The sequence below is a fragment of the Methylomonas sp. BW4-1 genome (assembly GCF_052474385.1).
The window spans coordinates 805741-828017 of record NZ_CP184125.1 but is presented as its reverse complement, the minus strand read 5'-3'; the positions used below and the strand labels follow the sequence as shown (position 1 = coordinate 828017).

Here is a 22277-nt window from a genome sequence, read left to right as displayed (position 1 = left end):
GCAAGTGCGGTTTCGCTAATTGAGTCTGGTGCTGGATTTGACCACCGTAAAGCCGGCGCGTTTGCTTTTGTCTTTTTGACCGGCTCTGGCCTGGTGCGCGGCTTCGGCCATGGTGTCGGCAAAGCTCAGAAAATCGGCCACTTCCAGGCGCAATGACATGTTCTGCAAATGCAGGTGGACTACGCCGCATTCGCGGCAAATCAATACCTTGCTTAACGCCGTCGCCGCCAAGCATTCGTGGGTACAGGGTTTGTTGCTCATACGTTTACTCCTTCAAAAATCGTTAGGGATTGGGTAAAAAACTTAAAGCTCGGGATTCGTTAAACCACGACTGAGCTTGGCTTTGGCCTGAGACAAGAACATTTTCCAAACGATTTGTTTCGACCCTAAATCAAGACATCGGAAATCCGTAGCATGGATTTCGCCTTTTTCGACCAACGCCGCCAAAACTTCCGGAGCGATTGCCAAGCGCACAGCCTCTGGTTCTCTAAATAAGGGGAATAATCTTTTCACGTCACGGCAGCTGATTTTTAATCTGCCTTAAATGATAATTATTCTCATTTGAAAAGTAAAGTATTTCTTCCTCCTTGAAATTTCAGCTATTAACTCGCCGTTGGTTTTGCAGCCTAAAGGATAATTTCCGCAAGCCTTTAGGCTGTCGAGCGCCCGAAACGGCTGGAATGCGCTCAAAAACTTAAGCCTATCCAAGCTTTGATTTCGAATTGGGAAACAGTCTGCACGCAAATTCCGAAGTTGACATTAGCCTCAAAAAAAATAAAATGAGAATCGTTATTATTTGAGAATGATCTTATTTCTTGGCTTTTTGGAGCCGCATATCTCGAATAGCGATCAATAACCGACGGACAATAACTGTCGGTTCGTAAAATCTTAGCCACCCAGCATTCCCAGCCAGGCAGCCAGCACTATTTATTCAGTTACGGGAATACTATGTCTGCAAACCATTCGACCACGAAAAAAAACACCCCTGCCAAGTGGCGCTTGGGGGCTTTATTGCCGCTGGGCGCGGCTCTGAGCGGAGCGGCATTCGCCGCTGACCCGGCCGCCGACGTAGCGGCCAACAATGATCAAGAAGTGGTTTTGGAAGACGTCAAGGTCAAAGCCAACCGCGAAAAACAAGCCATTCGCTTCAAAGCCGACACCTCGACCACCGGCAGCAAAACCGAGATGGCGCTGCGCGACATTCCGCAATCGGTCAGCGTGGTAAAAAAAGAACTGATCGAGTCGCAAAACGCCTTCAACCTGCGCGATGCCTTACGCAATGTCAGCGGCCTGACCATTGCCGCCGGCGAAGGCGGCCGTACCGGCGATTCCATTACCTTGCGCGGCTTCGCGGCCAGCTCCGACCAATATCTGGACGGGGTCAAAGACAACGGCCAGTACACTCGCGACACCTTTTTCATCGAAAGAGCCGAAGTACTGAAAGGCGCATCGTCAATTTTATTCGGTCGCGGCGCCACCGGCGGTGTCATCAATCAGGTTTTCAAGAAGCCGACCGGCAAAACCGGAATTAACGGCAGCTTTACTTATGGCTTGTACGACTTCAAACGCACCGCCATCGACGCCGAAACCAAATATCAAGATTTATCGGCCCGGCTGAATGTGATGTACCAGGATGCCGATTCCTATCGCGACTACAACTACAGCAATCGCTGGGGTATCGCGCCTTCGTTCAAATGGGACATCAGCGCCGATACCGATTTGACGCTAAATCTGTTGCACCAACAGGATGAAGGTGTGTTCGATTACGGCGTACCCATGTATCGAGGCCGGCCGGCCGGCGTGCCTATCAACACCTTTTATGGCTTCACCGATAACCGGATGATGGACACCGATGTCAATGTGGCTACGGTGGCGTTAACCCACCGTTTCAACCAGGATTTCTCGGTTAAAAACTCGATCCGCTACGGCGACTACGAGCGTAAATACCTGACCCATCTGTATTCCGGCGCAGCGGCCTATACCGGCGCCAATGCCGGTACCATCGCCCGTTCGCAAGCCTTGCGCTTGAATACTCAGGAAAACATCTACAACCAAACCGACTTTGTCTACAAAAAGCCCTTGTTCGGCTTTAACAATACCTTGATGTTCGGTAGCGAATTCGGTTGGGAAGAGTACGATTACAAATCGAAAAACTCGACCGGCGTCAGCCGGGTGTCGATATTCAATCCGCGCCTTACCGCCAGCGTTACCGGCTTGGCCTACGACTTCAGCGGCACCCTGGACACCAGCCGTCTGACCCAAGCCCAAACCTACGCGGGTTATGTGTTGGATCAATTCGAGATCAATCCGGAATGGAAATTACTGGCCGGCACCCGCTACGATGTGTTCGAGGCGCAACAGACTGATCGGATAGGCAGCGCCGACTTCAATAGCAGCGTCGATCAATGGAGCCCGCGCGGCGGCATCGTCTGGCAGCCCAGCAAAGCTCAGTCTTACTATTTCAGCTACGGCAAGTCGTTTAATCCGTCTGCGGAAAGCCTGAGTTTGTCGGCCAACAACGCCAACCTGCCACCGGAGCAGAATCATAACTATGAGATCGGCGGCAAATGGGAGCTGTTCGACGGCAAATTATCGGCCACCGCCGCCCTGTTCCGCCTGGAAAAAACCAACGCCCGCACTACCTCACCGCTGGATGCCAATCTGCAAATCCTCGCAGGCGAACAAAGTACGGACGGCTTCGAAGCCGGTCTGGCCGGCGAAGTGTTGCCGAAATGGGATGTGTCGCTGACCTATGCGTATCTTGACTCGAAAATCAGCAAATCCACATCAACAGCCACCGGCTCGGTCAGCGGCTTAGTGAAATCGTTCGAGGGGATGACAGCCGTCAACGTGCCGGAGCACAGCGGCGTAGCCTGGAGCACCTATCATCTAACCGACAACTGGGAGATCGGCGGCGGCGTCTACTACGCCAGCCACCGTTATGCCGACAGCGTCAACGAAGCGGTATTACCGGGTTACGCCCGCCTGGATGCGGTGGTGGCTTATCACCAAAAACATTACGACGTGCAACTCAACGTGTTCAACCTGACCGATACCGTCTACTACGAATCCGGACAAACCAACTCTGCCTTGCCGGGCACGCCGGTGTCCGGGCAGTTGACGGTGAGCTTTAAATACTAAACTCGACGTGTGCGAACGGTTAAACAACATCCGCCATTGGTGAGATGGTTTAACCGTTCCGCCCAATCCGCAAAACCCCTTATTTGCAATTGCCATAGCCCGCTTTTGGAACCCGACCCATGAACACCGCAACCGACTCATTATTGACGCCAGCCAGCCGCCCGCCCAAGAAAACCAACGGCGGCTACTTGTTTTTACCGAAAAGCCTGTCGCGCGGCGCCTTTCTGAAATGGCTGCGCCGCACCCATGCCTGGTTCGGGCTGTGGGGCGCGGCCTTGGGCTTGCTGTTCGGCTTTACCGGGATTTTAATGAATCATCGTGACATCTTGAAAATTCCGATTGGTCGCATGGAACAAAAAGAAATCCAGCTGGCCTTGCCGGAACCGCATCCCGCGGACCCGAAAGCAATGGCGGCCTGGCTGGGTGAAACGCTGGGCGTCGATACCTCCCACGCCAAAATTCGCAAGGAACCCGGTAAAACCGTAACCTGGAACAATCAACCGGTTCAGCAGCCGGCCTCCTGGCAGATCAACGTGCGCAATCCGCAAAAACTGTTGTCTGCCGACTATTGGGAAGGCAACGCCTTTGTCACGGTCAAGCAAGGCGACGCCAACCTGTTGACCACTTTGAACAACCTGCACAAAGGTACTGGCATGGGCGTGGGCTGGGTGCTGTTGGTGGATACCTTGGCGGGCGGTTTGATCCTGCTAGCCTTAACCGGTACTTTATTGTGGACCAGGCTGCACGGCAACCGGTTGGCCGCCGCCGGCTTAGGGCTGGGCTCCATGAGTTTGGCGGTGTTTTTTGCCTTGCAAGCCATCTCGGGTTAGACCATGTTGATCCAAATTCCAGAAGTCCTATCCCCTGCCGAACTACAACAGCTTGGCGATATGCTGGCCGACGCGCCTTGGGCGGATGGCCGCATCACCGCCGGCAGTCAGTCGGCACAGGTCAAAAACAATTGGCAACTGCCGGAGCAAACCGAGCAAAGTCAGGCGGCCCGTGCCATCCTGCTGAACGCCTTGAATCGCAATCCCCTGTTTCTGTCGGCTGCTCTGCCGAAAAAAATTTTCCCGCCCTTGTTCAATCGCTATGCCGGAGAACACAACACCTTCGGCAACCACATCGATAACGCTATCCGCCACTGCCCGATCAGCGGCGAACGGGTGCGTACCGATTTATCGGCGACGGTTTTTCTGGCGGAGCCTGACAGCTACGACGGCGGCGAACTGGTCATCGAAGACACCTACGGCGAACACGCCGTGAAGCTCGCGGCTGGGGATATGGTGTTGTATCCCGGTTCCAGCCTGCATCGGGTGGAACCGGTGACGCGCGGCGCGCGGCTGGCTTCGTTCTTCTGGCTGGAAAGCATGGTGCGGGAAACCGAACGCCGCCGCCTGTTATTTGAAATGGACATGGCTATCCTGGAATTGCGCAACACCCAAGGCGACACCGCGCCGACCGTCAACCTGACCGGCTGTTACCACAACCTGCTGAGGATGTGGGCGGAGGTGTGAAACCCGCCTGATAGTTATTCCGGCTCCTATGTAGACCCAGTATCGTCATCCCTAGAAAGCGGCAACCTTAGCGCAGCCCTTTTGGCCCTGGGCGGCGCGGGGCCGCTGATATATCAGGGCCGGGTAAAAGCAAACTGCGTCAGCTTAAGTCCTCGTGCAACTGCCGTTGGCATACCGCTGAAAACTTTATCTTCATCCCGCCCGCCAACGACCAAGGGCATATCCCCTCCTCCCCTATTTGCTTGGCCCTCACGCACAGCACATTCCATCGCACCTGTGAGCGCAGAACGCTGTCCGTCAACAGATTGACCTATTGACCGGCCTTTTCTTGCGTTCACCATTTCCATTAAGGCGGGCAGCATGATACTTGCGGTCCGGAATGGCCAGCACCTTTATGCGCCTGACAAAGTAGAATGCATAAATGCTACAAAAACTTTGTGATAAATCGATGCTGCGCTACATTTGCAACTGAAGAATTAACCCGAGAGACACGCTGTCTCTTGCCATGCCCCATTTGCTACAGAATGAAAAATACCTTTTACCCCGTTTGGATAGGCGCGCTGTGCTTGGCTATTCATACGGAGATTGCTTCGGCCGATACCGATTTAACCGAGTTGAATTTAGAAGAACTGCTATCGGTAAAAATCACATCCGTTTCCAAAAAAACCCAAGCGCTAGGCGATGCGGCGGCGGCGGTATTTGTGATTAGCAACGACGACATCAAACGCGCCGGCGCCACTAACATTCCCGATGCGCTGCGTCTGGCGCCCGGTATTGACGTGGGCCGCATCGACGCCAACAAATGGGCCGTCAGCTCGCGCGGTTTTAATGGCCGGTTTTCCAATAAATTACTGGTGCTGATCGACGGTAGAAATATCTACACACCGGCTTTCTCGGGTGTGTATTGGGAAATGCAGGATGTCATGCTGGAGGATGTGGAGCGCATCGAGGTGATTCGCGGCTCCGGCGCGGCACTGTGGGGAGCCAACGCCGTGAATGGCGTCATCAACATCATCACCAAACATGCCGCCGATACCCAAGGCGGCTTACTCAGCGCTGGCGGCGGTAGCGAGGAACGCGGATTCGGTGCATTCCGCTATGGCGGCAAGCTCAACGAAAACACCAGCGGCCGCGCCTATCTCAAAGGTTTTGATCGTGACACGCTCAGCAGAGCCGACGGCCAGCCCGCCGGCGATGCCTGGAGCAAAATGCAAGGCGGCTTTCGCATAGACTCCGACTGGTCGGCCGCCGACTCCGCCACCGTGCAAGGCGATGTTTATCATAGCAATTTAAACCAGCAAATCGGATTAGCTACGTTCACCGCGCCTTATCGAGAAACGATTGCCGACCAGGTACAAGCGACCGGCGGCAACTTGCTGGGCCGTCTACAACATCGCATTTCCGATACGTCAAATTACGCCCTACAACTGTACTTTGACAGCTACGACCGCAGAGAAAGTTTTATTGAAGAAGAGCGTTATACCGGCGACGTCGATTTTCAACACCGCTTTGCGCTAAACGACTGGAACGACATCATCTGGGGAGCGGGTTATCGGTATACCTATACCAAAGAAAACCAAGTGAAGCAGACCTTAGTTAATTTCACGCCACCTCAACGCGGCGAGAGTTATTTCAATACCTTTCTCCAAGACCAATTAACCTTGGTGGACGAGCAACTATGGCTGACGCTGGGTTCCAAACTGGAGCACAACGATTACACCGGCATCGAAGTGCAACCCACCGCCCGCCTACTCTGGGGACCGGACCCCAACCACCGGCTGTGGGCAGCCATTTCCCGAGGCGTCCGCATTCCGTCGCGGGTGGATGCGCATATGGAGTTAATCGGCCAAGTCGTACCGCCGCTGACCAGCCCCAACAGCACGCCCTTACCCCTGGCCCTCGCGGTAACCGGCTCCAACGCTTACCAAGCCGAGGAGGTGCTAGCCTATGAAACCGGCTATCGATACACCCCCAGCAACAGCTTCTCCTTGGATGTATCGTTGTTTTATAACGATTATCAAAATCTGCGCTCCTATCATCCTGGATCGATAGACCCGGCAAATATGCCGTTTTTTATCAAACAGCCTTTGATTATCGACAATACCGGCAAGGGCAAAACCTATGGCGTAGAAACCTCGGTAGTTTGGAAAATGCTGGATTGGTGGCGCTGGGACCTAAGTTATAGCGTGTTGAAAACCGAGCTGACCAGCAATCCCTATTACCAGGAAGCAGTATCGCCGCAGCACAAAACCTCGTTGCGCGCGATGCTCAATCCGACACCGGACGTTACACTGGATGCCTGGCTGCGATATGTGGACAACGCCAGCGCCTTTACCTTAAGCGGGCCGGCATACATTAAAGCCTACACCACCCTGGATTTGCGTCTGGCCTGGAAGCTCAATCAAGCCGTCGAATTATCGCTGGTCGGCCAAAACTTATTGGACAACCAACATCTGGAATACATTCAGGAAACTTTCACCCAGGCTGCCGAAGTGCAACGCGGCGTTTACGGCAAAGTGGTTTGGGAGTTTTAAGCCTCCGGTCTCGAACCACAGGCTTAAGGCTTTAAAAATCGCAGCGTCATTCGATCACTTTCCCCCATCGCGGTGTATTTATCCCTATCCTTGCTGCCTCGACTGAATGCCGGCGGCAAGCGCCACACACCGCCCTCGCGGTCTTTGCTGTCCAACGGGTTGGCATTGATCTCGCTGGCAGCCTGCAATACAAAGCCGGCCGCACCGGCCCAGGCAATCAGCTGATTTTGGCCGATATACCCCGAAAAATCGTCGTTCGCCACATCGCCATTTGCCCGATGTTCGACCAGCCCCAGCGTACCGCCAGGTTTAAGCACGTCGAAAAAACCTTTGAACATCAATGCCACGCTATCCGCTTCCCGCCAGTTATGGACATTGCGGAACGTCAGCACCACATCCGCTGAAGCGGGTGCGCCAAACGTCGGCTTGGCTTCGTCATACAGCCGAATCTCCGGACTGCCGTATAGGCTTGGTGCAGCACGCAATTTGCGCTCAAGCGCGTTGAGTTGCTTTGCATAATAGTTTTTGGCGCTGTTCTTGACGGCACTCTCAGGGTTTATCACCGCGGCAATGTAATGGCCGTTTTCCCGAAGCAAAGGTGCAAGAATCTCCGCGTACCAACCATAACCCGGCGTAATTTCGATCACAGTTTGCTGAGGATTCACGCCGAAGAACGTCAGCGTTTGCAACGGATGCCGCCAGTTGTCGCGGGCAACATTAGCCGGGTCGCGCCACTTGCCGGCAACCGCTGCTTCCAGTGTCAGCACCGGCCCCGCCCCCGTCGCTGTGGAATGTGCGTCCTCCGACGCAGGACAGGCAACCAGCGCGGCGATAACTGCGGTGGCAAGCAATATTCGAATCACAGTCGCTTCAGCCCTCTTTGCATTCGGCTTATATTCAAGGCAATCCAAAAGACTACGGCTTTTTAATGCACAGTGCTTCAAAATCAGCCAACGGTATCGGCTTACTGAACAAGTAGCCCTGATATAACTGACAGCCTTGCCGTTCCAAGAATGTCAACTGCTCTTCGGTTTCAACGCCTTCGGCGATACTTTCGATACCCAAGTTATCGGCCATGCCGATGATGGTTTGCACAATCACCGCATCACTTTGGGATACCGTAATATTGCGCACGAAGGACTGGTCGATCTTCAATTGGTCTATCGGTAACTTGGTCAGATAGTTCAGCGACGAATAGCCGGTGCCAAAATCGTCCATCGAAAAACGCACGCCAAAATCACGCAGTTGCTGCATCTTCACAATCGCGTCGTCAATGTCATCCAGCACCAAACTCTCGGTGAGCTCAAGTTTCAGCCGATTGGGGCTCAAATCGCAGCGCGCCAGGGCAAGCCGGACTTGCTCCACGAAATCATCCTGATGAAACTGCAGGGCGCTGACATTCACAGCAAGCTGTAACTCAGACTTAAGCGGATCGTTTTCCCAAGCTTTGAGCTGCGCACAAGCCGAGTCCATCACCCATTTACCAATCGGCAAGATCAAGCCAGTGTCCTCGGCCAATGGAATAAATTCCGCAGGCGAAACCAAGCCGCGCTCGGGATGGAGCCAACGTATCAAGACTTCTGCGCCAAGAATCTGACCGGCGCGGTTGACCTGCATCTGGTAATACAGCACCAATTGCTGCTCGCTTAGTGCCACACGCAAATTGCTTTCCAATACCGCGCGAGTTTCCAAAGCGGCCTGCATCACCGGATCGTAAAACAGCAGCTTATTACGGCCGCCGCGTTTGGCTTGGTAAAGCGCGGTATCGGTGTATTTCAGCAATTCCTCTGCCGTAATATGTTGGTTGCGAAACATGCAGATACCCATGCTGGCCGAGCAATGGTGATCGTATCCCTGCAACGAATAAGGCTGATTAATGGCAGAAAGAATTTTACCGGCCAGCATTTTGGTATGGGCAGACGCACGGGTTTCGTCCGCACTTAGGCTGTTCAATATCATCACAAATTCGTCGCCGCCCAGCCTGGCGACGGTATCGCCTTCACGCACGCATTCTCGCAGACGTTGGGCAACCTCGATCAGCAGCAAGTCGCCAATCGTATGGCCTTTGGTGTCGTTGAGCGCTTTGAAGTTATCCAGGTCAATAAACAAGGCCGCGCCATGCTTATCATGCCGGGCATTGGTGACTATGGCTTGTTGCAGGCGGTCGTAAAGCAGACGGCGATTCGGCAGATTGGTTAACGGATCGTAAAACGCTAGGCGCTCGATCTCGGCTTCCGCCTGTTTTTGAGCCAACGCGCGGCTGAAATTTTCCAAGGCAAAGTTAATATCCATGGACATTTCGACCAACAGGTCGCGCGCCGCATCGTCGAAGGCGTTCGCTTCGTCAGCGTACAGTACGAATGCGCCGACCGCCTGGTCGTTTTTGAGTAAAGGCAACGCAGCCGACGCCGCCCAGCCGGCGCGCAAACCTTGTTCGCGCCACGGCACGGTCATCGGATCGTTAATAAAATCCTGGCACCAGCAAGGGCGTTGTTCGCGGATTGCCACGCTGGCAGGACCGCGGCCGAAAGCACTGGCGGCATCCAAGGACATATCGATGGTAGCCAACTCTTCCGCGCCTTCCCCAAAACTGGCGACCGGGCGTATCGAGCACTGATCGGCCGCAAACAAGCCAACCCAAGCCATTTTCATACCGCCAAACTCCACGGCAGCACGGCAAATTTCCAGGAACAGTTCGGTTTCGTCGGCACTGTGGACGATGGCTTTATTGCAATGACTCAAGGCCGCATAGAGCTGCATGTGGCGCTGGACTTTCGCTTCTGCCGCTTTACGCTCGGTCACGTCGCGGGCAATGCCGAGCACGCCTATCGGTTTGCCGTCCTGATTCAATACCGGTGTCTTCAGAGTTTCGAACAAGCCGTAGTAACCGTTATCAGCGAAAGTCAGCCATTCTTCGTTGGCGCAAACCTTGCCGGCGGCCAGCGCTTTGCGATCATGGTCCCGGAAAAAATCGGCCAGTTCCCTGGAAGTAAATTCGTAATCGGTCTTGCCGACGATGTCGGCTTCCTTGGCGCCGTATAAGCGTTCGAATTGCAGATTGCAGCTGATATACACACCCTGCAGATCCTTTAACCAGACCAGATCGGGAATAGTCCGCAGCAAGGTGTGCATGAGGCTATGGGCTGCAACCAGATCGTTCAGACTCGCTCTGAGCTTTTTCTCGCTCTCCAGGAGCTGGTGGCTACGCTCTTCCACCAACTCTTCCAGATGATTGCGCAGCCGGTCGATTTCCAAATGTGTGCGCACGCGCGCCAGCAGCTCCTCACGTTGATACGGCTTGGTGACAAAGTCCACCGCGCCCAGCTCAAAGCCTTGGACTTTTTCTTCCGGGTCCGACAGCGCACTGATGAAAATAATCGGCACATGGCGGGTATCCGGATGCGCTTTGAGCAGACGGCAAACCTCAAAGCCGCCCATACCCGGCATCAGAATATCCAGCAACACCAAATCAGGCGGATTGGCAGTAGCAAAATTAACAGCCAGCTCACCGTTTATCGCCGAGCGCACCTCATATCCTTCAGCCTTAAGCAGGTCCGACAGCAACTTCAAAGACGCCGAAGTGTCGTCAACGACCAGAATTTTGCCTGCATTTACCATGATGTTTTAGTTAGTTCCCAATAGATTAAGAATAGTCGGATACTCATAAGCTTCGGCAAGCCGAGTCAATGCCGCGGCCACCCGCAGATCGTACGCTGCAATCTGTTGAATAATCCCGCCTATACGCTCACTGTCCAGATTATTCACTGCCAACTGCAAATCCTCGCGTAAATTCTGCGGCACGACCGACAGCATCTCCGGCGTCAAAATCACGTCCTCCGGCATCATTGCCGGTGAGTCTGCATAAACATAGCGCACGCCCAATAGACGGGTTAGACAGTCGTAAATTTCGTTGGCCCGGAAAGGCTTACAGATTAAGTCGTCCATGCCGGCCGCCATAATATCCGCCCGTTGCTCGGTGAAAGCCGACGCCGTGACCGCGACGATCTTCACCTGCTTGCCACCCGGCAAGCTTCGAATGATTCTGGTCGCCTCCAAACCATCCATGACCGGCATCTGTATATCCATCCAGATTAAGTGTGGCTGCCAACTTTGGAAACATGCCACGCCCAACTCGCCGTTCTCGGCTACCTTAACCTGAAAGCCCACGGCCTCCATCAGATTCACCAGCAATAATCGATTCTCCAGCTGATCTTCGATTATCAGAATCCGATAATTATCCTGCCCCGGCATCACGCCCAGCACCATGCGTTCTTCCAATCGGTACAAATCGGTAATATCGGCGGCCTGCGCCTGTTTTAGCGGCACATCGATGCGAAACAGCGAACCTTGCCCCGGTGCACTCTCCAGACTGATGGAGCCCTTCATTAATTGTACAAATTGGCGGGTGATGCTTAAGCCCAGCCCGGTACCTTTGTTGTCGGCCAGCTGTCCTATCTGCACAAACGGTTCGAAAATATGCTTTTGGTCTTCAGCGGCAATCCCAGGACCGGAGTCCTCCACTTCAATCAACAGATGGGCGATGGCGTTGTTCTTGGTGGACAAGCGTATGACCACCCCGCCTTGCTGGGTAAATTTCAATGCGTTGCCCACCAGATTGATCAATATCTGGCGCAAGCGGGCCTGGTCACCGATGATATAGCGCGGAAATGAGGAAGACTGATCGACGACTATTTGCAGGTTTTTCTCGGCCGCGCGTACCTGCATCATTTTCATCACATCCAGCACCATTTCCCCCAAATCGAATGGTGCGTCTTCCAACTGGACCCGGCCCGCTTCTATCTTGGCCATTTCCAGCACGTCATTAATCAAGTTCAACAAGTGCTCGCCGCTACGATTGATAATTTCGACGTTGGCGCGATCACCGTCTTGTAGCCGGGCATTTTTCAGCAGAATGGCGGAAAAACCGAGAATCGCGTTCATCGGCGTGCGCAATTCGTGGCTCATGTTAGCCAGGAATACGCTCTTGGCTTTATTAGCCGCTTCGGCGGCGTCGCGAGCCAACAGCAATTCCGCCGTCCGTTGCTGCACAGTGTTTTCCAACTCGTTTCGGTAGCGCATCAGTTCGTTTTCTGCGCGTTTGCGATCAGTGATGTCGCGCGCAATTTTGGAAGCCCCGACAATTTCGCCTTTTGAATTTCGTAGCGGCGACACCGTTACCGAAACGTCAATCAATTGCCCATCCTTACGGCGGCGGATCGTCTCGTAATGCCTAATCGATTCTCCCCGCCTGACTCTATCCTGAATTTCCCGCTCCTCATTTTGGCATTCTCCGGGTATCAAAATAGCAATCGAATGACCGACGATCTCGTCGGCCCTATAGCCAAACATGCGTTCCGCACCCTTGTTCCAGCTGGTAATGACGCTATCAAGAGTTTTACCGATAATGGCATCTTCAGTGGATTCAATGATCGCGGCGTATTCCGACAACAATTTCTCGGCGTTCTTGCGTTCGCTAATATCCCGGCAAATTGCCAGATTGTATGTCTTGCCATCAAACTCAAAACAGTTACCGGTCACTTCCACAGGGAAAACCCGCCCATCACGTGTCCGGTGACTGGTTTCGAATTGCATTTGGCGACTCACAGACAGCACCGGCCAAAATTTCTCCCACACGTCCGGCGACCAGCTGGGATCAATATCAAACACCCCCATACCGCGGGTAAGCTCATCTCGACTGTAGCCTAATCGGTTGGCGGCCCCCTGATTCGCATAAAGAAATTTCGGATCGTTCTCGGGCATCAGGAATATGGATTCCTTCACTTGATCCAGGGCATAAGTCAGCAATTGCAGTTGGTGCTGCGCCTGTTTCCGCTCGGTCAGATCGTAAACCAAGCCAACGAACCCGCTAACGGCGCCGCCCTCTCCCTGTAAGGCCGTTATAGACAGATTGACCGGCACGCGCGTCCCGTCCTTGCAGATAAAAGTCCACTCGTTTTCTTCGCGTAGACCCCGTTGAGAATGCGCGGTAAACACTTCAAATCCCGGGTTAATCAAGACACCCAGTTCTGCAGACAATGTCTGAGCACGCTGTTGAATCTCGGCTGCATCGTGCCAAAGTGCGGGGGTGTGTTGGCCTATCAACTCGTCGGCCGTATACCCCAACAAGCGCTCCGCGGCTAAATTGAAGCTGGTAACCGTGCCGTCGGCGGATGTAGAGACGATGGCATAGGCCGCGTTGTCCAAAATCGTACGATGAAAGGCGTTAAGCCGAGACAATGCCATTTCACGTTCTTCAACCGCTTCCAACATGGCGTTGAAGCTTTCCCCCAAGCGCGCCAATTCATCGGCGCCGACAACAGGAACCCGGTGCCGGTAGTCGGCGGACAGCCGAACCCGCTCCGCAGCGACGGTTAAGGAAGCAATCGGCTGAATGATAGTCCGCCGCAGCACCGCCAGTTGCCCTAAGGTAGCGGCCAACAGCACCAGCATACCGGCACCGAATAACCAGAGCAGCTGGTGAGTTTGCTGACTCAATTGCTCCAAACCCATCACGATGCGCAAGCGCCCGCCTTTGCCTAAACCCTGCAGTAACTCCGCGGTATCGTGGTTTAGATAAATGCCATCGGCTAAGGTTGGCATACTCCGCGGCGGCTCGGAGGCAGTGTGGTTGAGGCTGGCCAGCATCCGCCCGTCATCTAAAAAAATATCCGCCTCTTGAATTTGCGGATTGGCGCGCAAGGTATCCAGCACTTCCTGAGCCCGCGAGGGATCTTCGAAAGCCACCGCCGCCTCTGTGCCCACAGCGACCAACTGCGCGTAAGGCTCCATGATCTGCCGCACGCGCTGTTCCAGGGTCATACTGTGAAACAGCGCCAGCCCAGCCACAGCCAACACAAACGCCAACAGCGCCGCCCCCCAGAGCACTGCCGCAAGTCTGTTGTAAATAGTGGCTTGGATGGACATGACTTATCTCATTCGGCGCAGCTCGCCGTTTTCCAAAATCTCACTGGACACTTCCAACATTTTGGTCTGAATCGTCAAGGAAACCGCTCGGGCTTGATCGAGGTTGACGCTCATCCGCACCCTATCCGTCACTTCAAATCCTATGACTCCACCATCCGGCAAGAATTCCGGCTCGTCACTGACCGTCAGAACCGGTTGCTGTTTCAACACCGCCAGCGCCGTGCGCCGCTTTGCGGCATCCGCATAAGCCATGAAAACAATCTGACACGGCGGCAATTCTGCCACCGTGGCGGCGCGAACAATGACAAAGCTGCGGCCCTGCTCCGTTCGTCCGCGCAAGGTGGTTTCTAAAATATCGCCAAACGGATCGGGCCCCAAAACACCGATACACCAAGGCGCATTTCCGGCGGGAAGCGCCTGTTTCGGCCAGACCACGTAATGGGCAAAATTACGCAGAAAGGCCGCTTTTACTTTATAGGGGTTATCGACTATCACCTCCTGGCCGACTGCCAAACCCGGCAGCAACAACAGCGCAGCAAGCCAAAGGGCCGCCCTGGCATGGCGCCTCGGACATAGCTTATTGCCTGCACATTGACCGCAAGCCCCTGATGAATTAGCACTCAAAACCGCACTCCTTGCGTAACACATCCGGCATAGCGCCCAACATCGGCAATGCCCAATGCTAACCGGCTTGCCGCTGCGAAACAGTACCGATAGTCGGCTAGTGTCATAGTCCTAGCCCCGGTATCAAAACTTCACCGAAAAGTTGATCATCAACTCGCGGGGCCTGCTACGGCTGCTTTGCGAAGGCCGGTATTGTTCGTCCAGCAGGTTTTTGCCCATCAGATCCACGCTCATACTATGCCCTCCCACTTCCCAGGTATAACCGATGAGGGCGTTCAACAAAGCATAAGTCTGCCGCGAATTAGCCGGGCTATCGGGTAACAAAGTCTGATCGAAGACCAGATTGACACCGCCGCCCAAATGCAGGCCGCGCAACGCCTCAATGCTAAAGTCGTAACGTGTCCAAAGGTTGGCCAGATGCGGCGCGCTCATTTGCAGCGGGGCGTTGTGGAAGCGATTGACGTTCTTGTAGTTAGCCAGCCCCGCTGCATCGAGCGTGCCGGGGTCTTGGGCGAGGATGGCATGGTCCTGACCGCTGAATTCGGTGATCCTGGCATCCATGTAGCTGTAGGACAGATACAGTTGCCAGTCGTCTGTCAGTTTAGCGGTGGCGTCCCATTCAATACCCCGGGAACGCTGTTCACCGCTTTGCAGACCGTAAATGGTGATGCCGCCGGCGGAATTGGTCAACGCCATATCGTTGACGATGTTTTTATTTAAGATCTCGAAGTAAGTCAGCGTGCTGGACAAACGACCGTCAAACCAGTCCGCTTTAATGCCGACATCGTAACCCCAGCCCTCAGTCGGCTTGGGAATCGACGTGCTACCGTCCAGATTGTTGGCCGGAAAAGTACCCGGCACGAACGATTCCGCGTAGCTGGCGAACAACGACCATTCGGGTGCCAGCTTGAAGAGCAGCCCGTATTGGGGCGTGACCGCACTTGCGGTGGCGCCCTGTGCTTGGCCGGTCAGGCGGTTTGTGTATTGGCTTTCTGTTGATGTCCAGCGCCAACCGGCCAACAGCAGCAAACGGTCATCGAAAAAACCGAAGGTAGAGCTGCCGTAGACCGATTTGTCGACAGCGTTCACGTTCTCGTCGGTGAGGCTGGTCGTCAGCCGGGATAAGGGTATCGCCGTATGGCGGTTCCAGGTGTTGGGATTGCCGAGATCCCACAAAGGCAAGGGCGAAGCGGTAGGATTGCTGCCCAAGGCCGGATCGTTGGGTGCCTGGCCGGCGGTGCGATGGAAGTTGCGGTCAATGTATTGACCGCCCAGCAGCAAGCGCAGACTGGCGAAGCCCAGGTCATACTTACCCACGCCTTGCAGTTCTATCGTGTCGTCACGGTTGCTGTAGGCTTGCTGCCTGACTCGACGACCCTGCATCAACGTCGTGTTATTACTCATGCCCAAGTTACCGGTAAACAGGGCATCGACATCGTATTCCAGATGCGAATAGCCGGTGCGCAGATTCCAATGTTCGTCGGCCTTAAAGTCTATCCAGGTACTGAGATTGTGGGTGTGGCTACGCCGATAGTCGCTGTAAGCCATGCTGTTCCAATTGTCGGGCAAACCCGGTACATCGACGCCGGAAAGGTTGGGGTCCGCGGCAGTGGGCAACACGCCGGCCTGCGTGTTGTAGCCGGGCTTTTGCATGAGTTGGGGCTCTTCTATTTTTTCGAAGTTTTCGTATTTTACCGAGACACTCAGGCGGTCGCTGGGTTGCCAAAGCAAAGAAGGCGAGATGTTCCAGGAATGCGCATCATAAGGCTCCCAGTAATGCATATCCTGATCATAAGAAGCCGCCAGCCGGTAGAACAGGCTTTTTGTAGCCGGTCCCGTTACGTCAACATCAAAACGGTACTCACCGTAGGAACCGTAACGCGCATCCGCAGCAGCGGCAAACCGGCGCTGCGGGTTTTTGGTGATGACATTGACGATACCGCCGGGCGCGACCTGACCGTACAGAAACGATGCCGGCCCCTTGACCACTTCAAGCCGCGAGATATTGGTGAAATCCAAAATGGACGGACCGTGGACGCCGTCGCGCAACGTGTGAATATTGCCGCCGGCCAGAGAACCCACTGCAAAGCCGCGAATGGCCAAGTTGGCGTTGCCTTCGTTGAAGTCGTTGCTGCGGTAAGTGACTCCCGGCGAATACCGGGCTATGTCGAAAATATCGCGGGGTTTTTGATCCTTGATGAACGACTCGGTAAAGGCTTGGAGCGCAAACGGCAATTCGCTGATCGGTGCATCGAAACGGGAGCCGGACACCGAATTCGAAGCAAGGTATCCGCTATCAAGCTGGGAAGACACATCGAACGGCGACACCTTGACATTCACCAGCTCCAGCAGATCCATATCCGCCACATCCCTGCCCGCCTCATCGGCCTGTTCGGAAAGACGGGTGTCGATAACAGCATCGTCAGCCGCTTTCAAATCAGTCGAAAACGTCCGGCCAGCCTGGGAATCGGCTTCGAAGTCGCCGCCGGGTTCCGCCGCCAGCGTTAATGGCTGGCGCAGCACACTAAACACAAAAACCAGTCCGATAGACCAGCCGACGCCAAATTGAGACCCACAGTCTTTCATTTTGCATCCCCCCAGTGAGATTTATTAACCCGGCCCTTAAACATCGCCCACACCAGCCTGGACTTCGACGAGCTCAGCCCGGACGGCATACCCGCGACCAACAGGGCCGGGTTAATAACGCGAAGATCTAGTTATTTTTATGAAACCGCGGGACAACACCCGCCGTTCACTAAACAGCTTAGTTCAGTTGGTAACGGAGGGCAATTTCTACGAACGTGGGGATGGGGTTTCTCGCCAGCACCCGGCGAGAAGGAAGAAACGACGGCTGGATAGACTTGCCGCCGTCTATTTAGCCTGACTCAACACAGAGGCCAGGTTGACGCCCTTGGGACTAGAAATACACAAAATAATGGGGCCGACGCTGAGCATTGCCAGCTTGTTGACGGCACCGACAATGACGATCTGTTCGATCTCGCCCAAACCCAGCGAGGTTTCACCGTGCTGTGCAGCACGAATGGTTTCCTGAATAATCGCCCCGAACGCATCCATATTGGGCGCTTCCGCGGATTGGGCCAGAATCAGGCCGTCGTGGTAGGCTGCGCAAGCGCTTACGCCATTGATCTTGACCACTTTATCCACCACAGACTGCACGGCGTCGATGAATGCCGCGCGCTTTAAGCGGGTGGCTTCACTGACATTGACGATGTCGGCCGCAGGTTGCCGGCGCGCGGCGAGATAATCGTCGGCGAGCGTATCCAACTGCGCCAACTGCGATTCAAACCAATGCATAGTTAGACTCTAAGCGGCGGTTAATTGGCCAGATAACTGGTGAACAGTTTTTTCAATACCGGAATGGTTTCTTTTAATTCAAACCGCACCCGCCCTAACAAAGCTTCCCGCTGGGTGACCAGAGCCAGAATAAAGCCCGCATCTATCGGTGTCGATAAAATGTAGCCGTCGTTGTTTTCGCAGATCACCATATTGGTTAAATGATGGCCGACATGTTGCGCCGCTTTGGCCGCCGCGCCGAACACCACCTGCACCGAAGCGCCGATGGCGTCGGTGTTGATTTCAAAATCGCGGTGAATATGCGTGACAAAGCCGTCGCTATCGACAATGGCCGCCGCCGACACGCCCTGGATGTTCATCAGATTGCGCAAGATGGAATCGATTTCGTTGTTCTGAGATTTGCGCGGATCGAGAAATTGGACATTACTACTCATGTTGCTCTCCTGATGCTTTTAATAATTATCAACCTACAGTAAATCGACGCGGATTAAACACGTCTTGTCGCCCAGCGCGTTGCACTTGGTTTCGGTGGCCTTTACATTACGATTGAAAAAAGTTTTGACGATGCCGCCGACCATGCCGGCTTCGAAATGGCAAATAGGCGCCGACACATGATGAATACCGGCGCAGGACACGCATTCGTCCACCCTTAACTCCAGCACGCCCGCCGACAAGTCCACTTTATCCGGCACCACCAAGCCGATACTCAGCTGCCGGCACAGCAATTTGATTTTGCCGACATAGGTTTCCAGGTCTTTATCGATATTGGCGGCGGCAATTTGGCCCATCGCCAAACCCAAACTCTGGCCGGAATGATAAACCAGCGAAGGAGCACCCTGGCCTAATATGTCTTCTACGTTTGAACCCAAAGCCACCATGCGCAAGGCTTGAAACAAGCGAATGGGAATCAGCGGGCCCAGATCGTTGCGATTTTCGATATCGAACTCGCCGGAAATAATACCGTCGAGAATTTGCTGCTGGGCTATCTGATAGTCTGATTTACTGTTTTGTATCATAGCGTCTACCCTCTTCAATTCGGTTAATTATCCACACACTGCAATTCGACCCGACGATTTAAGGCCTGGCCCTCTTTGGTATCGTTCGGCGCCGCCGGATTTCTCATACCTTCCGATGCGGTGAAGATGGCTGTTGAGCCGATACCTTTGCCGACCAACAGTCTTTTAACGGCATTAGCCCGCGTCAAGCCCAACTGCACGTTGGCGGCATCACTACCCAAATTGCAGGTATGCCCGGTTAGTTTGATCCGGCTTTGGCAGCTTCTGGCCGCGCTCAAAAGTTCGTTGCTGCTGTTCGCAGATTCCGGCGTTAATTTGCTGGAATCGAATTTGAAATACACGGTAAAAGACGGCGTGCCAGAGATTTGCGCCGCAGTATCCGGCGAGACTTTAGGAATACCCGCCGCGGTCGGCTCAGTAGGTAACTCAGGCATCGGATCCGATGTTTGCGGATTGTCGTTGGCGGATGCCGACTGTTGCGCCTCTTGCTTAGCAGCAATCGCTTGATCCGGTTTAGCGTCGGCAAGCAAGGTTGGAGCGGCTTCTGTTGAGGGCTGCGGCGCTTGGGTATCGGGGGTTGCCGGCTCAGGACCGGTGTCTGGTGTTGCCGGTTTATTCAAGGCTGAGGTCTGGGTAATAGCTGCCGGCTTTTGCGCTAAATCAGGCACTAAAACCGCCACCACGGCCAGCAAACCAATCACACCAAGCAACCACCACGGCACATTGCTGCGCAAGGGTTTTTTAAAGGTTTTGTCTGATTTGCCTTGCGGATTGGCAGAACTCAGCCGCGCTTTGTCCGTAGACGGAATAATGCCATCCAGGCCGTCGTGATCGAGTGATCGAGGTTTTTTCATGGAATTCCCTTAAGTTCCGTTTGCCAGAAGCCTGCTGAATATTTGCAGGGACAGTGTGAGCAAGCACCGACTTAAATTTGTTGGGCTATCATATGCAAGTTTCCCTGCAGAATCAAAATTGATGCTGGTTCAAATAATTAAATCTTAGGATTTGACACTGAACTATTTGGGTGAACCCCGAAACCAATTTGTTCCCGCACCATCGAATACTTGCGAAGCAAATGATGATTCGCATCAACTTCGCTACACTTGATAATAACGATTACCAGGGACGCAAGCCTGCTCAAGCAAGGTTGATCAACATCCTGACATCGATTTCGAGAATCCGTTATGCCAGAAAAAACCACGCCAAATTCGCCACAGACCAACACCAATACCGACCTGCCCAGCTGTAACCGTTGCCGAGACCTGGAAGAACTGGATTTCGATTTTAGTTTTGCCTATCAGCCCATCGTCAATTTTTTTGCCCGCACCGTTTTTGCCCACGAAGCGCTGGTGCGCGGTGTTAACGGCGAATCGGCCGCATCGATACTCGCCAAAGTCACCGATGCCAACCGCTATCGCTTCGACCAAAACTGCCGGATTAAAGCCGTGGAGGGCGCAGCGAGGTTGGGTATCCAGGAGTTTGTATCGATTAACTTCATGCCGAATGCGGTTTACCAACCCGAAGCCTGTATCCGCTCGACTTTTGAAGCCGCGCAACGCTACAACTTTTCCAAAGACCGCATCATTTTCGAAGTGATTGAAGGCGAGGATGTGTCCGACCGTCCGCATTTAATCAATATATTCACCGAATACCGGCGCTTTGGTTTTAAAACCGCTATCGACGACTTCGGCGCGGGCTACGCCGGCCTGAACCTACTCGCCGAATTCCAGCCGGATGTGCTGAAACTGGATATGGATTTGGTGCGCGACATCAATCTCAGCAAGCCCAAGCAGGCGATAGTGGGAGGGGTTGTGCAAATCTGCCGCGAACTCGGCATCGAAGTGCTGGCGGAAGGCATCGAAACCAAGGCCGAACGGGATTTTCTGCTGGGCTGCGGCGTCACGCTGTTTCAAGGCTATCTATTCTGCAAACCCACATTTCAGGCTATCGGCCAAATCAATCCGGATGCCTGGTCTTAAGAGCAGACCCACTACCTTAAAACTTGACTGCCTGGCGCTTGGCGCCCCAATCGCCGGGTAAAGGATTAAACACCCCGGCACAAGAACGTCCGCAAAACCGGCAGTTGCCGGCGGCATCCAAATTCCAATCCGACAGCTCGTACCAATCGCGACCGATCAAAATTTTCCCGCAGCCGTGGCAATAGGTGCTCTCCGCCGATTTGTCGTGAACATTGCCAACATAGGCGTAACGCACGCCATTTTTCAAGGCAATGCTACGCGCCAGCAACAATGTGGACCGCGGCGTGTGCGGGGTATCCGTCATTTTCCAATCCGGATGAAACGCGGTGAAATGCATGGGCACATCCGGACCAAGATGCTCGACCACCCATTGGGTCATGGCTTCCAATTCGGTCTCGGAATCGTTGGCGCCGGGAATCAGCAACGTGGTCAACTCCAACCAGACCGGGGTCTCGTGTTTTAAATATTGCAGCGTTTCCAGCACCGCCTGCAGATGGCCACCGGTGATCTTGTGGTAAAAATCCTCGGAGAAGGCTTTTAAATCGACATTGACCGCGTCCATGTAGCGGTAAAACTCGGCGCGCGGCTCGGCGCAGACATAGCCGGCGGTCACAGCCACGGACTTCAAACCCAGCTCCCGGCAGGCTTGCGCCGTATCGATGGCGTATTCGTGGAAAATCACCGGATCGTTGTAGGTATAGGCGACGCTGCTGCAAGCGTGCTCCAGTGCGGCTCGGGCTATTGCTTCCGGCTCGGCCCGGCTCATCAGCGTATCCATCTCCCGCGACTTGCTGATGTCCCAATTCTGGCAAAACTTGCAGGCTAAATTGCAGCCCGCGGTGCCGAACGAAAAAATCGGCGTACCGGGTAAAAAGTGATTCAAGGGTTTTTTCTCGATAGGGTCTATCGCAAAACCGCTGGAACGCCCGTAACTGGTCATCACGATCTGCGTATCCAGATTCTGCCGCACAAAACACAAGCCGCGTTGGCCTTCGTGCAATTTGCAAAAGCGCGGACACAAGTCGCACTGCACCTTGCCGTCCGCCAACACATGCCAATAACGGGTGGCTGCTGTATCCGCGCTGAGTAAAGTAGTCATGGCGATGCTCCTTGAACCCCAAGCATAAAATCGGGTCGTTATCGGCGAGAGTTAGCAGTAGAATAAACCCAAGATGGGCGGGGTATTCAATTTTTTGATGCGCCGCTATCCGCCCGGCCTCTGATCGT

17 protein-coding genes are annotated in these 22277 nt (G+C 54.1%); 5 read left to right on the top strand and 12 right to left on the bottom strand.

Going from position 1 to position 22277, the window contains the following annotated elements:
- Nucleotides 1-15: 15 nt before the first annotated feature.
- Both ACH5Y9_RS03685 and ACH5Y9_RS03680 read right to left on the bottom strand, forming a co-directional pair.
- Nucleotides 16-261 carry a hypothetical protein gene (locus ACH5Y9_RS03685; RefSeq protein ID WP_033155341.1) on the bottom strand — a complete coding sequence of 82 codons (246 nt, stop codon included), beginning with the start codon at nt 259-261 and terminating at the stop codon, nt 16-18.
- Between the two features lie 42 nt (nt 262-303).
- Entirely contained in the window at nt 304-513 is a 210-nt protein-coding gene (locus ACH5Y9_RS03680; protein ID WP_445368561.1) for a hypothetical protein, read from the bottom strand.
- Between the two features lie 435 nt (nt 514-948).
- Here ACH5Y9_RS03680 and ACH5Y9_RS03675 point away from each other — a divergent pair, with 435 nt between their 5' ends.
- The 4 genes from ACH5Y9_RS03675 (at nt 949) to ACH5Y9_RS03660 (ending at nt 7192) form a co-directional block, all read left to right on the top strand.
- Entirely contained in the window at nt 949-3141 is a 2193-nt protein-coding gene (locus ACH5Y9_RS03675; protein WP_445368560.1) for a TonB-dependent receptor, read from the top strand.
- 119 nt (nt 3142-3260) lie between these two features.
- Nucleotides 3261-3971 carry a PepSY-associated TM helix domain-containing protein gene (locus ACH5Y9_RS03670; RefSeq protein WP_445368559.1) on the top strand — a complete coding sequence of 237 codons (711 nt, stop codon included), beginning with the start codon at nt 3261-3263 and terminating at the stop codon, nt 3969-3971.
- 3 nt (nt 3972-3974) lie between these two features.
- On the top strand, nt 3975-4658 hold the full coding sequence (locus ACH5Y9_RS03665) for a Fe2+-dependent dioxygenase (RefSeq protein WP_101055217.1): 684 nt from the start codon (nt 3975-3977) through the stop codon (nt 4656-4658).
- 524 nt (nt 4659-5182) lie between these two features.
- Nucleotides 5183-7192: a TonB-dependent receptor plug domain-containing protein gene (locus ACH5Y9_RS03660; RefSeq protein ID WP_445368558.1), complete on the top strand. Its 2010-nt coding sequence runs from the start codon at nt 5183-5185 to the stop codon at nt 7190-7192.
- Nucleotides 7193-7215: 23 nt separating this feature from the next.
- Here ACH5Y9_RS03660 and ACH5Y9_RS03655 read toward each other — a convergent pair whose 3' ends face one another.
- The 9 genes from ACH5Y9_RS03655 to ACH5Y9_RS03615 form a co-directional block, all read right to left on the bottom strand.
- Nucleotides 7216-8055 (bottom strand): class I SAM-dependent methyltransferase, encoded by an 840-nt coding sequence (locus ACH5Y9_RS03655; protein WP_445368557.1) that lies wholly within the window; start codon nt 8053-8055, stop codon nt 7216-7218.
- 52 nt (nt 8056-8107) lie between these two features.
- Nucleotides 8108-10810, bottom strand: coding sequence for an EAL domain-containing protein (locus tag ACH5Y9_RS03650; RefSeq protein WP_445368556.1), 2703 nt, complete (start codon nt 10808-10810; stop codon nt 8108-8110).
- 6 nt (nt 10811-10816) lie between these two features.
- Nucleotides 10817-14116, bottom strand: coding sequence for a PAS domain S-box protein (locus ACH5Y9_RS03645; RefSeq protein WP_445368555.1), 3300 nt, complete (start codon nt 14114-14116; stop codon nt 10817-10819).
- 3 nt (nt 14117-14119) lie between these two features.
- Nucleotides 14120-14740, bottom strand: a complete 621-nt coding sequence (locus ACH5Y9_RS03640) for a YfiR family protein (protein WP_445368554.1) — start codon at nt 14738-14740, stop codon at nt 14120-14122.
- A 123-nt stretch (nt 14741-14863) separates the two neighbouring features.
- Nucleotides 14864-17326, bottom strand: a complete 2463-nt coding sequence (locus tag ACH5Y9_RS03635) for a TonB-dependent siderophore receptor (RefSeq protein WP_445368553.1) — start codon at nt 17324-17326, stop codon at nt 14864-14866.
- A 285-nt stretch (nt 17327-17611) separates the two neighbouring features.
- Nucleotides 17612-18055 (bottom strand): roadblock/LC7 domain-containing protein, encoded by a 444-nt coding sequence (locus ACH5Y9_RS03630; protein ID WP_445368552.1) that lies wholly within the window; start codon nt 18053-18055, stop codon nt 17612-17614.
- 20 nt (nt 18056-18075) lie between these two features.
- Complete coding sequence (locus ACH5Y9_RS03625) at nt 18076-18489, bottom strand: roadblock/LC7 domain-containing protein (RefSeq protein ID WP_033155353.1); 414 nt, start codon at nt 18487-18489, stop codon at nt 18076-18078.
- Between the two features lie 33 nt (nt 18490-18522).
- Nucleotides 18523-19071: a V4R domain-containing protein gene (locus ACH5Y9_RS03620; RefSeq protein WP_051669630.1), complete on the bottom strand. Its 549-nt coding sequence runs from the start codon at nt 19069-19071 to the stop codon at nt 18523-18525.
- A 23-nt stretch (nt 19072-19094) separates the two neighbouring features.
- Nucleotides 19095-19925, bottom strand: coding sequence for an OmpA family protein (locus ACH5Y9_RS03615; protein ID WP_445368551.1), 831 nt, complete (start codon nt 19923-19925; stop codon nt 19095-19097).
- Between the two features lie 330 nt (nt 19926-20255).
- Here ACH5Y9_RS03615 and ACH5Y9_RS03610 point away from each other — a divergent pair, with 330 nt between their 5' ends.
- On the top strand, nt 20256-21050 hold the full coding sequence (locus ACH5Y9_RS03610) for an EAL domain-containing protein (RefSeq protein WP_101055199.1): 795 nt from the start codon (nt 20256-20258) through the stop codon (nt 21048-21050).
- Nucleotides 21051-21066: 16 nt separating this feature from the next.
- Here ACH5Y9_RS03610 and amrS read toward each other — a convergent pair whose 3' ends face one another.
- Nucleotides 21067-22149 carry an AmmeMemoRadiSam system radical SAM enzyme gene (gene amrS / locus ACH5Y9_RS03605; protein WP_445368550.1) on the bottom strand — a complete coding sequence of 361 codons (1083 nt, stop codon included), beginning with the start codon at nt 22147-22149 and terminating at the stop codon, nt 21067-21069.
- Between the last annotated feature and the right edge of the window lie 128 nt (nt 22150-22277).